Raw genomic sequence first — 11713 nt, 5'->3', positions numbered from 1 at the left:
CGAAAACACTATCGAAGGTGAAGTTGATGACCGATCAACCCTTGGCGCTGACCGTCGAACAAGGCCTGCACGCCGAGCAGGAGCTCCTGGCTGCCGTCTGCCGCGGCGAACGCGATTCCGGTGTCTTGTTCTGGCGCCCCACCGACCACGCCCTGGTGATGCCACGGCGCATGAGCCGCCTGGACAACTTCGAAGCCGCCTGTGCGGAGTTGGCGATTGCAGGGTGGCCGGTGCTGTTGCGCGAGACCGGCGGCGAGCCGGTGCCGCAATCCCACACCACGGTGAACGTGGCGTTGGTCTATGTGGCGCCGCGCAGCGAGGGCGATCATGGCCGCATCGAAAACGCCTATGAACGCCTATGCCTGCCGTTGTGCGAGGTGTTGCGCGAGTGGGGCGGTGTGGCGTCGGTCGGGGAGATCGAGGGTGCGTTCTGCGATGGTCGCTACAACGTCAACCTCAACGGTCGCAAGCTGGTCGGCACCGCCCAGCGCTGGCGTCAGGGCTTGGGCGGTAAGCGGGCAGTGGTGTTGGTGCACGGCGCGTTGCTGCTGGATAACGAACGGGAGTCGATGGTCGCGGCGGTCAACCGCTTCAACGAGTGTTGCGGCCTGGAGCAGCGCTGCCGCGCCGACAGCCATATCGCCTTGCACGAGGTGGTGCCGCAGGCGCCCTGGTTCGAGCGCCTCAGCCAGGCCTACGCCGAGGTGATCGCGTCTATCCCGCGCGACTAGCGGGTGCCGTGGACCACCATGGTCTTGCCCTTGACCTGCACCAGGCTACGCTCCTCGAGGTCCTTGAGGACGCGGCCGACCATCTCCCGTGAACAACCGACGATACGCCCGATCTCCTGACGGGTGATCTTTATCTGCATGCCATCCGGGTGGGTCATGGCGTCGGGTTGCTTGCACAGGTCCAGCAAGCAGCGGGCGACGCGCCCGGTGACATCGAAGAAGGCCAGGTCGCCGACCTTGCGCGTGGTGTTGCGCAGGCGCTGGGCCATTTGGCTGCCGAGGGCGTAGAGGATGTCCGGATCGTGGCGGGCCAGGTCGCGGAACTTGTCGTAGCTGATCTCGGCCACTTCGCATTCGGTCTTGGCGCGAACCCAGGCGCTGCGCTGCTGCACCTGGCCTGCAGGCTCGAATAGGCCCAGCTCGCCGAAGAAGTCGCCGCTGTTGAGGTAGGCGATGATCATTTCGTGGCCATCGTCATCTTCGATCAGGATGGTCACCGAACCCTTGATGATGAACGACAGCGTCTCCGCCCGGTCGCCAGCGCAGATGATGTTGCTCTTGGCGTTGTAGCGGCGTCGTTGGCAGTGGGCCAGCAGTTTGTCGATGTTCTTGATCTTGGCGGGTAGGGCTGGAGCAACCATCACGAAATCCTGTTCGATGCGACGCATGGGCTTTTTATAGAATGCTGGCATCGCGCGCCAGTCATTTGGCGTCAGCTTATCAGACGTTGCCTTTTGTATCGGCATGAATGCGACGCGTCTTGAGCTTTTCCGACGGCGTCACAAGGACTAAGCTGACGGCCTTTTCTGATATTTAGGGAGTCTAGATACATGAAGGCACGCATCCAGTGGGCCGGTGAAGCGATGTTCCTCGGCGAGTCGGGGAGCGGCCATGTCGTGGTCATGGACGGCCCTCCCGAAGCAGGCGGGCGCAACCTGGGCGTGCGCCCGATGGAAATGCTGCTGCTCGGCCTGGGTGGTTGCAGCAGCTTCGACGTGGTCAGCATCCTGAAGAAGTCCCGTCAGGCTGTGGAAAGCTGTGAGGCCTTCCTGGAAGCCGAGCGCGCGAGCGAAGACCCCAAGGTATTCACCAAGATTCACCTGAACTTCGTGGTCAAAGGGCGTGGGCTCAAGGAAGCCCAGGTCAAGCGTGCGGTGGAATTGTCGGCAGAGAAATACTGCTCGGCGTCGATCATGCTCGATCGGGCTGGGGTGGAAATCACCCACGGTTACGAAATCGTCGAGCTGGGTTGAGCCGCCCTGCTTGCGCCGCCCTTACAGGTGCGGCGCCAGCCTCGGCAGGAAGCAGAGGTTTCAGTCGCGCAGCGCCGGTAGCGCTTGGCGCAGCCACCCGGGCAAGCGCGCCCGCAGCGATTGACTGAGGTACTCCCGCCGCTTCTGATAAACCAGCCCCAGGCCGATCACGCCAAGGCCGATCAACGTCAGCACCACCGGGAACAACAGCGACTCGGCGAAGACCTCATAGGAGAGGTAGCCCAGGTAGGCCGCTACGCCCATGGCGCCGAAGACCATGAATACCGGCCGACGAAGCAGCACCGCCAGGCCCATCAGGCCAAGGTTGATCAGGCAGTAAAGCGCCCTGTCCAGCTCGCTGCCGCTGTCCAGTAGCGTCAGCCCGCCCCAGAAGGCGGCCAACCCGGCCAGGTAGCCCCAGCCGGCATAGTCCCGACGCGTACGGCCGTCCACCACGATGAAGATCAGCAGCAACACCAGGCCGAACCACAGCGAGACGGTGCGCCGCTGCTCCCAGCTGAACGGCGAGCCATAGAACCATTCGCTCAGGTCCATCGACATGAACCACAAGGCCACGGCAATGGGCATGACGATGAAGGGGAAGGGCACCAGGCGCAGCATTAGCAGGCCGGCGACCACCGTGGCGGCCTCCATCAGTACCCAGCCACCCTGCACGTAGGTGTAGTACTGGTGATAGTTCGACTGGGTGTCGTCGAGTGGCCACCAGCCTACCAGACGTTCGATGGCGAACACGGCCAACGGCACGATGCTCACCGCGACCGCCGCCAGGACACCGCCGGCGATGGGCTGCCCACGGCGCTGCAAGGCCAGTGCGAACGAAGTCAGCAGGGCGATATACAGAGTGGCGACGGCCAGCAGGGCCACATCGCCGATGCGCATCCAGGCTTCGGTGAGCAGCCAGCCCATGGCGGCCATGATCAACAAAGCGCCGAAATAGAACGCCACGTGGGCCAGTTGGAAAGCGCCGCGGCTTTGCGGTTGTTGGCGCAGGAAGCCCAGCAGGGCCTGGTCCTGGCCCGGCTGGAGGATGCCCGCTTCCACGGCGCGTGCCAGGTCCCTGGCATTGAATCGTTCCGTCATGGATATTCCCTAGATGCGGTAGGTGCTCTTGGTCATCACCTTGGCCATCAGGCTCATGCCGAAGCGCACGGGGGCCGGGAAGCGATAGCCTCCAGCTTCGAGTGCCGACTCGGCGTGCTGTTCTTCATCGACACGCATCTGCTCGAGGATGGCGCGGGACTTTTCGTCTTCCTGGGGGATCTGCTCCAGATGCTCATCCAGGTGCTTGCACACCTGATGCTCGGTGGCGGCGACGAAACCCAGGCTGACTTTGTCGCTCACTAGGCCGGCGAGGGCGCCGATGCCGAACGACATGCCATAGAACAACGGGTTGAGCACGCTGGGGTGGCTGCCCAGCTGGCGGATGCGCTGTTCGCACCAGGCCAGGTGGTCGACTTCTTCCTCGGCGGCATGTTCCATGGCCTTGCGCACTTGCGGCAGCTTGGCGGTCAGGGCTTGGCCTTGGTAGAGCGCCTGGGCGCAAACTTCACCGGTATGGTTGATGCGCATCAGGCCGGCGACGTGGCGGGTTTGGCTTTCGTCCAGTTCCGCATCCGGTTGGACGATGGCCGGGGACGGGCGGGCGGGTTGGCCGCTGAAGGGCAGCAAGGTGCGCATGGCGGTATCTGCCTGCAGCAACAAGCGGTCGAGCGGCGAGTAGTGACGTTCGGTAGCCATCGGGCACCTCCGCTAGAGTGTGCCCGACAGTTTACCGCAATCGGCAGGAGGGGGGGTGCCCTGGATCAGCCCGGTGGCCAGTGCATCTGGCGCTGGCCGAGCACATGCATGTGGATGTGGTAGACGGTCTGGCCGCCCTGCTCGTTGCAGTTCATGACCACGCGGAAGCCTTCCTCGCAGCCCAGCTCCTTGGCCAGGCGCTGCGCGGTGAACAAGATGTGGCCGGCCAGACCCTTGTCCTCTTCGGTCAGGTCGTTGAGGGTGCGGATGGGCTTTTTCGGGATGACCAGAAAATGTACCGGCGCCTGCGGGGCGATATCGTGGAAGGCCAGAACCTGGTCGTCCTCGTAGATGATCTTCGCCGGGATCTCCCGGTTGATGATCTTGGTGAAGAGAGTCTCCACAGCACTTGCTCCATGGTGAGGGTCGGGCCGAGTGTACCCAGCGCGGCGGCGCTCGCCCAGTGGCTATTGGAAGCCGACAGGGCAATAGCGGCGATTGACCAGGCCCGCGAGCTTGCGCACCAGCCAGCGTGGCATCAGGCGTGGCAGCGCTGCCAGCCAGCGATTGCGCCGGCCTGGCATGATCACGGCGCGATTCCGGTCCAGCGCGCGCACGGTGTAGAGCGCCACTTCTTCGGGGCTCAGGCAGCGCGTGCTGCCTTCGAGGCGGGGAATGCGTCGGCGTGCCGAACGCACCGGGCCGGGACACAGCACGGAAACCTTGATCCCGGTGCGCTTGAGCTCCTCACGCAGCGCTTCGGAGAAACTCACCACATACGCCTTGCTGGCCGCATAGGCAGCCATCCAGGGGCCTGGCGCCGCACCGGCCAGGGAGGCGACGTTGAGGATCTGCCCGCCGCCCTGCACGGCCATCAGGTTGCCGATGGCGTGACACAGGCGGCTCAGGGCAAGGATGTTGACCTCGAGCAGGTCCTGTTCGTCTGCCCATTCATGGGCCAGGAAGGGGCCATAGGTGCGCTGGGCCGCGCAATTCACCAGCAGGTCGATGCGCCGCTCGCCTTCCTCCAGCTCGAGCACGAAGCCCGACAGGCGCAGGGGCTGGCTCAGGTCGCAGGCGCGGAACAATACTTCGACACCGAAACGCTGGGTCAGCTCGATGGCCACAGGCTCGAGGGTTTCACGGTGGCGAGCCACCAGGATCAGGTTGCGCCCGCGCCGTGCCAGTGCTTCCGCCAGGGCCAGGCCCAGGCCGCTGGAAGCTCCGGTAATCATGGCGTAACGGGTCATGCAAGGCTCCTGGGGGCTGAAGAGGGCGCCTAGTGTACAGCTTGGCCAGGGAAGGTGGTGCCTTTATGCAGTCAGGGCCGGCCTGGCGCCAGGCCCGGCCGCCTGGGTCGGAACGGGCGGCTTCAGAACGGCTTGACCACAACCAGCACCACGATGCCCAGCAGGAACAGCACCGGCACTTCGTTGAACCAGCGGTAGTACACATGGCTGCGGGTATTGCTGCCCGCGGCGAAGCGTTTGCGCTGGGTGCCGCACATGTGGTGGTACACGGTCAGCAATGCCACCAGGGTGAGCTTGGCATGCAGCCAGCCCTGGCTCAGCCAGCCCGGGTTGAGGTACAGCATCCAGCCGCCGAAGACATAGGTCGCGATCATGGCCGGGTTCATGATGCCTCGGTACAGTTTGCGCTCCATGGTGATGAAGCGCTCCTGGCTGATGCTGTCCTGGCTTTGGGCGTGGTAGACGAACAGCCGCGGCAGGTAGAACAGGCCGGCGAACCAGCAAACGACACTGATGATGTGCAGGGCCTTGATCCATAGATAGAGCATTGGGAAGTTCCTTCAGGTTTCACGGTCGTCAGATAGTAAAGGCCAAGCGCTCGACGGGGCATCCGAAGAGTTGTTACAGAGACCCCAGCCCCCTATTATCGTGCGTTTTCCAGTTGGCTCGTTGATAAGGGGCAAGCGTTATGATCAAGGTCGGTATCGTCGGCGGCACGGGTTACACCGGCGTCGAACTGTTGCGTCTGCTGGCACAGCACCCTCAGGCCGAGGTCGCGGTCATCACCTCGCGCTCCGAGGCGGGCGTGGCTGTCGCCGACATGTATCCGAACCTGCGCGGCCACTACGACGGGCTGGCCTTCAGCGTGCCGGACAGCAAGACCCTGGGCGCCTGCGACGTGGTGTTCTTCGCCACGCCCCATGGTGTTGCCCATGCTCTGGCCGGCGAGCTGCTGGCAGCCGGAACCAAGGTCATCGACCTGTCTGCCGACTTCCGTCTCCAGGATGCGGTGGAGTGGGGCAAGTGGTACGGCCAACCCCACGGTGCGCCGGAGCTGCTCAAGGATGCGGTCTATGGCTTGCCCGAGGTCAATCGCGAGAAGATCCGCCAGGCACGCCTGATCGCCGTGCCGGGTTGCTACCCGACTGCCACCCAGCTGGGCTTCCTACCGCTGCTGGAAGCCGGCCTGGCTGATCCATCGCGGTTGATCGCCGACTGCAAGTCCGGGGTCAGCGGCGCAGGTCGTGGCGCGGCAGTGGGCTCGCTGTTCTGCGAGGCAGGCGAAAGCATGAAGGCCTATGCGGTCAAGGGGCACCGTCACCTGCCGGAGATCAGCCAGGGCCTGCGCCTGGCTGCAGGCAAGGACGTCGGCCTGACCTTCGTCCCGCACCTGACGCCGATGATCCGTGGTATCCATGCCACCCTTTATGCAACCGTCGCCGATACCAGCGTCGACCTGCAGGCGCTGTTCGAGAAGCGTTATGCCGATGAGCCGTTCGTCGATGTGATGCCGGCCGGCAGCCACCCCGAGACCCGCAGCGTGCGCGGCGCCAATGTCTGCCGCATTGCGGTGCACCGGCCACAGGGCGGCGATCTGGTGGTCGTGCTGTCGGTGATCGACAACCTGGTCAAGGGCGCTTCCGGCCAGGCAGTGCAGAACCTGAACATTCTGTTCGGCCTGGACGAGCGCATGGGCCTGGGGCACGCGGGCCTGCTGCCCTGATCGACGGCTCGAGCCACAGGTGATGGGGGCATAACGCCCCCATTTTTGCCGAGCACGACCAAAGCCGCACAATTCTTGACCGATTTTCTCGGAGAAGCGGATAATGCGCGTCATCGAGTTTTATGGCGGCACTGCGCCGGGAGAGTCAACATGAGCGTCGAAACCTTCACCCCCACGGCTTTGGAATTCACCCAAGGTGCAGCGCACAAGGTGAAGACCCTGGTCACCGAAGAGGGCAATGATCGCCTGAAGCTGCGTGTATTCGTGACCGGCGGCGGCTGCTCGGGGTTCCAGTACGGGTTCACTTTCGATGAGGAAGTGGCCGAAGACGACACCGTGGTCGAGCGCGAGGGTGTTTCCCTGGTCGTGGACCCGATGAGCTTCCAGTACCTGGCGGGCGCTGAGGTGGACTATCAGGAAGGCTTGGAAGGGTCGCGTTTCGTGATCAAGAACCCCAATGCCACCACCACCTGCGGCTGCGGCTCGTCGTTCTCGATCTGAGCCTGGGCTTGTCATGAAAACGCCGCGCTTATGCGCGGCGTTTTGTTTTCTGCGTGGGTTTCAAGCCGGGTAGATCGCGCCGAGTACGCGCAGCCCTTTGGCCGCCGTGACGCTCGGGCGGTTGGCTGGAATGCCTTCGAGACAGCAATGGGCCAACCAGGCGAAGGCCATGGCCTCGACCCAGTCCGGATCGACGCCGTAGGCCGCGGTGCTAGCTACCTGGGCCGATGGCAGCAAGGCTGCCAGCCGACGCATCAACGCGCCATTGCGTGCGCCGCCCCCGCATACCAACAGGGTTTCGGTGTGGGGTTGGGCGCTGCGTAGCGAATCGATGATGCTGCGGGCAGTCAGTTCCAGTAGGGTCGCCTGGATATCTTCGTCCCGGTAGTTCGGCAGTGCCGCCAGGTGAGTGTCCAGCCAGGGGAGGTTGAACACCTCACGGCCGGTGCTCTTGGGGCCGGTTCCGGCGAAGAACGGGTCGGCGAGCAGGCGGGCGAGCAGGGCATTGCAAACGTTGCCGCTGGCTGCCCACTGGCCATCGGCATCGTAGGCCTTGCCGCGCTTGCGTTCGATCCAGGCATCGAGCAGCACATTGCCCGGGCCACAGTCGAAACCATGAACGGGCTTGTTCTGCTCGATCAGGCTGAGGTTGCTGAACCCTCCGACGTTGAGAATGGCGACCTGTTGGCCCAGATGGCCGAACAGTGCTTCGTGGAAAGCCGGCACCAAGGGAGCGCCTTGGCCGCCTGCTGCCACATCGCGGCGCCGGAAATCCCCTACTACGCACACGCCTGTGAGCTCTGCCAACAGGGCCGGGTTGCCGATCTGTACGGTGAAGCCGCGCGCAGGTTCGTGGCGGATGGTCTGGCCGTGGCTGCCGATCGCGCGAATGGCGCCGGCCTCCAGGCCTTGGCTGGCCAGGAGCTGGCCGATGCCATCGGCGGCGAGGGTGGCCCAGCGGTTTTCCGCGAGGCTGGCACGGGCGATTTCGTCAGGGCCGCTGGCGCAAAGGGCGAGCAGGTCCTGGCGAAGGTCGGCGGGCATGGGGGTGTAGTGGGTGGCGAGCAGACGGGTCTGCTCGCCTTGGTCGATCAGTGCGATGTCCAGGCCGTCGAGGCTGGTTCCGGACATCACACCCAGATAGAGCGCCATGGATCAGCGCTTGTTGGCGGCGAGCATGGTGGCCTTTTCTTGGTCCATGCGGGCGATCAGGGGCTTGCTCTGCTGCAGGAAACGCTGGCGCTCGGAACGGGCGATCGGGTCGGCCATGGGCAGCTTGCGGCTCAGCGGGTCGACATGCACGCCGTTGACCTGGAACTCATAGTGCAGGTGTGGCCCGGTGGACAGCCCGGTGGTGCCGATGTAGCCGATGATCTGACCTTGCTTGACCGAGCTGCCGGTCTTGATGCCCTTGGCGAAGCCTTGCATGTGACCATAGAGCGTCTTGTAGGAGTTGCCGTGGGCGATGATCACGGTGTTGCCGTAGCCGCCGCGACGGCCTGCCAACAGGACCTTGCCGTCGCCAGCGGCCTTGATTGGCGTGCCGCGAGGGGCTGCGTAGTCGACGCCTTTGTGCGCGCGGATCTTGTTCAGGATCGGGTGCTTGCGGCCCGCGGAGAAGCGCGAACTGATGCGGGCGAAGTCCACCGGCGTGCGGATGAACGCCTTGCGCAGGCTGTTGCCGTCGGCGGTGTAGTAGCTGGTGTTGCCCTGCTTGTTGGTGTAGCGCACGGCGGTGTAGGTCTTGCCGCGGTTGGTGAAGCGGGCGGAAAGGATATTGCCGGTGCCGACCACCTTGCCATCCATGACCTTCTGCTCGTAGACCACGTCGAATTCGTCGCCTGGGCGGATGTCCTGGGCGAAGTCGATGTCGTAGCCCAGCACTCGCGCCATGTCCATGGTCAGGCTGTGGGACAGGCCAGCACGCTTGGCCGAGGCCGACAGCGAGCTCTTGATCACGCCATGGGCGTAGGCGGTGCGTACCACTGGCTTGCTGATCTCGCGATCGAAGCTGTAGCCCTTGGCGGTCTTGGTCAGGCGAATGGTCTCGAGGTTGCTGACCTTGCTGTGCAGGCTGGCCAGCTGGCCGTCCTTGTCGAGTTCGAACTGCAGTACCTGGCCATGCTTGAGCCGGCTGAACTGCTTGGCCTGCTTGCCGCTGGCCAGGACGTCATGGACCGCATTGCTCGGCAACCCGACCTTGGCGAACAAGGTAGACAGGGTGTCGCCACGGGCGACGGTGACTTCGCGATGACCGGGAAGCTTGGCGTCGGCGCTTTGCTCGGCCTTCTCCTCGGCAGCGGGTGCCTGTTCGGCGGTTTGCGTGGCCGCAGGCTCGGCGTTCTCGATCTGGGCGAAGGGCGAGCCTTTGTCGCCTTCGGTTTGGACCAGGGGGGCGGCCTTGGACTCGTCCTTCAGCTGCTCTGCCGGGGTTTCCAGCTCGAGGCTAAGGGTGGTCTTCTTGGCTTCGACCTCGCTGGAAGGGAATACCAGCAAAGCCAGGCTGAGCAAGGCGGCGATGCCGCTGGCGGCCAACAAATGGCTTTTCGGATAAAGCGGGGGCGCTTTAGGCGTCTCGTTGGTCATAGGTGAGGTGACTTTGAAAAAGTGAAATGGAAAAGATGAATGACATGATGAAGATGAAATAACTGTATAAAATATAACCAAATCCATTTTCGCGCAAGGGCGCGTAGACGCCGCGATACGCCTTTCGGGTCACATTCCTTTGCGAAACTTGTATTTGACGGCCGATCTTGTATGGTTGGCTCCCCTTGAATCTGAGCCTTGCGGGTCTGTCTATGAAGTCGGTTGAAGAGCAGCTGGCGCTTATCAAGCGCGGTGCGGAAGAGGTATTGGTCGAGTCGGAACTGGTGGAGAAGCTCAAGCGCGGCCAGCCCCTGCGTATCAAGGCGGGTTTCGACCCGACCGCGCCGGACCTGCACCTTGGGCACACCGTGCTGATCAACAAGCTGCGCCAGTTCCAGGACCTGGGGCACCAGGTCATCTTCCTGATCGGCGACTTCACCGGCATGATCGGCGACCCGAGCGGCAAGAGCGCCACGCGTCCTCCGTTGACCCGCGAGCAGGTCCTGGACAACGCCGAGACCTATAAACAGCAGGTGTTCAAGATTCTCGACCCGTCCAAGACCGAGGTGGCGTTCAATTCCACCTGGATGGACAAGCTGACCCCGGCCGACTTCATTCGCCTGGCTTCGCAATACACCGTGGCACGCATGCTCGAGCGCGACGATTTCGACAAGCGCTACAGCAGCAACCAGCCGATTGCGATCCACGAGTTCCTGTATCCGTTGGTTCAGGGCTACGACTCGGTAGCGCTCAAGGCTGATGTCGAGCTGGGTGGTACCGACCAGAAGTTCAACCTGTTGATGGGGCGCGAGCTGCAGCGCGCCTATGGGCAGGAGGCGCAGAACATCGTGACCATGCCGCTGCTCGAAGGGCTCGACGGCGTGAAGAAAATGTCCAAGTCCCTGGGCAACTACGTGGGTATCCAGGAAGCGCCTGGGGTGATGTACAGCAAGCTGGTGTCGATCCCAGACACCTTGATGTGGCGTTACTTCGAGCTGCTGAGCTTCCGTTCGATGGACGAGATCAACCAGTTCCGTGCCGATGTCGAAGCAGGTGCAAACCCGCGCGATATCAAGATCAAGCTGGCTGAGGAGATCGTGGCACGCTTCCATGGCGAAGAGGCCGCGGCCAATGCTCACCGTGCTGCGGGTAACCGCATGAAGGATGGTGAGCTGCCGGAAGATCTGCCGGAGGTTGAAGTGGCCGCCTCGGAGGATATGCCGATTGCTGCCGTGCTGAACAAGGCTGGCCTGGTGAAGAACTCGGCGGCTGCGCGCGACCTGCTCAATGCTGGTGGGGTCAAGGTGGATGGCGCCGTGGTCGATCGTGGCTTTGTCTTCGCGGTCGGCGCCACCCATGTGTGCCAGGCGGGCAAGAAGGCTTTCGCGCGCATTACTCTGAAAGCTGAATGAAGATGGCTTCTATATAGAGAGGCGACGCAAGCGGGGAGGCCGGTAGGCCTCCCCGCTTTGTTTTTCGGCAATATCGAAGTTTTTTGAAAATAACGGTTGACGCGCCGTTTCAGGGGCCTATAATGCGCCCCACTTCCGACGCAGTCGAAACGCAAAACTCCTTGAGATTCAATGAGTTGAACGGTTCAGGTAGTATCGGAAGGCTTCGGTCTCACAGATCGGCAGCGGTGAAAAAGGCAGTTGACAGCAGGTTTTAACGCTGTATGATTCGCCTCCCGCTACGAGAGATCGCAGCGTGTTAAGCGGTTGAAGTTGAACGACTTTCTCGTAAGAAACTTCGAAATAAACGCTTGACAGACTTTGAGGAAAGCGTAGAATGCGCGGCCTCGGTTGAGACAACGCTCTTAACCAAATCGCTCTTTAACAATCGAATCAAGCAATTCGTGTGGGTGCTTGTGAGTATGGACTGATCGTCGCCAAGATTATCAGCATCACAAGT

At 62.8% G+C, this 11713-nt stretch carries 13 protein-coding genes; 5 read left to right on the top strand and 8 right to left on the bottom strand.

Annotation, left to right across the window (positions count from 1 at the left end; translation table 11 throughout):
- The first annotated feature begins 26 nt into the window (after positions 1–26).
- On the top strand, positions 27–731 hold the full coding sequence (locus IRZ56_RS17600) for a lipoate--protein ligase family protein (protein WP_196146106.1): 705 nt from the start codon (positions 27–29) through the stop codon (positions 729–731).
- Here the strand turns inward: IRZ56_RS17600 and crp are convergent.
- Positions 728–1372 carry a cAMP-activated global transcriptional regulator CRP gene (crp, locus tag IRZ56_RS17595; protein ID WP_196146138.1) on the bottom strand — a complete coding sequence of 215 codons (645 nt, stop codon included), beginning with the start codon at positions 1370–1372 and terminating at the stop codon, positions 728–730. The genes IRZ56_RS17600 and crp overlap by 4 nt on opposite strands.
- A gap of 189 nt (positions 1373–1561) precedes the next feature.
- Between crp and IRZ56_RS17590 the strand changes: the two genes are divergently transcribed.
- Positions 1562–1984: an OsmC family protein gene (locus IRZ56_RS17590; protein ID WP_028689009.1), complete on the top strand. Its 423-nt coding sequence runs from the start codon at positions 1562–1564 to the stop codon at positions 1982–1984.
- A 60-nt stretch (positions 1985–2044) separates the two neighbouring features.
- Here the strand turns inward: IRZ56_RS17590 and IRZ56_RS17585 are convergent, their stop codons facing one another.
- From IRZ56_RS17585 to hemJ, 5 genes are all read right to left on the bottom strand, one after another.
- Positions 2045–3085: a DUF2157 domain-containing protein gene (locus IRZ56_RS17585; RefSeq protein WP_196146105.1), complete on the bottom strand. Its 1041-nt coding sequence runs from the start codon at positions 3083–3085 to the stop codon at positions 2045–2047.
- Between the two features lie 9 nt (positions 3086–3094).
- Positions 3095–3742: a 2-polyprenyl-3-methyl-6-methoxy-1,4-benzoquinone monooxygenase gene (gene coq7, locus IRZ56_RS17580; RefSeq protein ID WP_196146104.1), complete on the bottom strand. Its 648-nt coding sequence runs from the start codon at positions 3740–3742 to the stop codon at positions 3095–3097.
- A gap of 65 nt (positions 3743–3807) precedes the next feature.
- On the bottom strand, positions 3808–4146 hold the full coding sequence (locus tag IRZ56_RS17575; protein WP_196146103.1) for a histidine triad nucleotide-binding protein: 339 nt from the start codon (positions 4144–4146) through the stop codon (positions 3808–3810).
- Positions 4147–4209: 63 nt separating this feature from the next.
- A complete protein-coding gene (locus tag IRZ56_RS17570) occupies positions 4210–4992 on the bottom strand; it encodes an SDR family NAD(P)-dependent oxidoreductase (protein WP_196146102.1) in 783 nt (260 codons plus the stop codon).
- A gap of 122 nt (positions 4993–5114) precedes the next feature.
- Positions 5115–5540, bottom strand: a complete 426-nt coding sequence (gene hemJ, locus IRZ56_RS17565; RefSeq protein ID WP_196146101.1) for a protoporphyrinogen oxidase HemJ — start codon at positions 5538–5540, stop codon at positions 5115–5117.
- 140 nt (positions 5541–5680) lie between these two features.
- On the opposite strand from hemJ, the gene argC reads away from it, so the two are divergent.
- Positions 5681–6715 carry an N-acetyl-gamma-glutamyl-phosphate reductase gene (argC, locus tag IRZ56_RS17560; protein WP_196146100.1) on the top strand — a complete coding sequence of 345 codons (1035 nt, stop codon included), beginning with the start codon at positions 5681–5683 and terminating at the stop codon, positions 6713–6715.
- A gap of 150 nt (positions 6716–6865) precedes the next feature.
- A complete protein-coding gene (gene erpA / locus IRZ56_RS17555; RefSeq protein ID WP_084856129.1) occupies positions 6866–7216 on the top strand; it encodes an iron-sulfur cluster insertion protein ErpA in 351 nt (116 codons plus the stop codon).
- Positions 7217–7276: 60 nt separating this feature from the next.
- Here erpA and IRZ56_RS17550 read toward each other — a convergent pair whose 3' ends face one another.
- Both IRZ56_RS17550 and IRZ56_RS17545 read right to left on the bottom strand, forming a co-directional pair.
- Positions 7277–8368 (bottom strand): anhydro-N-acetylmuramic acid kinase, encoded by a 1092-nt coding sequence (locus IRZ56_RS17550; RefSeq protein ID WP_196146099.1) that lies wholly within the window; start codon positions 8366–8368, stop codon positions 7277–7279.
- A gap of 3 nt (positions 8369–8371) precedes the next feature.
- Positions 8372–9802, bottom strand: a complete 1431-nt coding sequence (locus tag IRZ56_RS17545) for a peptidoglycan DD-metalloendopeptidase family protein (protein ID WP_196146098.1) — start codon at positions 9800–9802, stop codon at positions 8372–8374.
- Positions 9803–10014: 212 nt separating this feature from the next.
- On the opposite strand from IRZ56_RS17545, the gene tyrS reads away from it, so the two are divergent.
- Entirely contained in the window at positions 10015–11214 is a 1200-nt protein-coding gene (gene tyrS, locus IRZ56_RS17540; RefSeq protein WP_196146097.1) for a tyrosine--tRNA ligase, read from the top strand.
- The last annotated feature ends 499 nt before the right edge of the window (positions 11215–11713 follow it).

The sequence above is a fragment of the Pseudomonas guariconensis genome (genome assembly GCF_015680235.1).
Taxonomy (GTDB): Bacteria; Pseudomonadota; Gammaproteobacteria; order Pseudomonadales; family Pseudomonadaceae; genus Aquipseudomonas; species Aquipseudomonas guariconensis_A.
The sequence above is the reverse complement of the archived record's forward strand: the minus strand, read 5'-3'. Positions and strand labels throughout refer to the sequence as shown.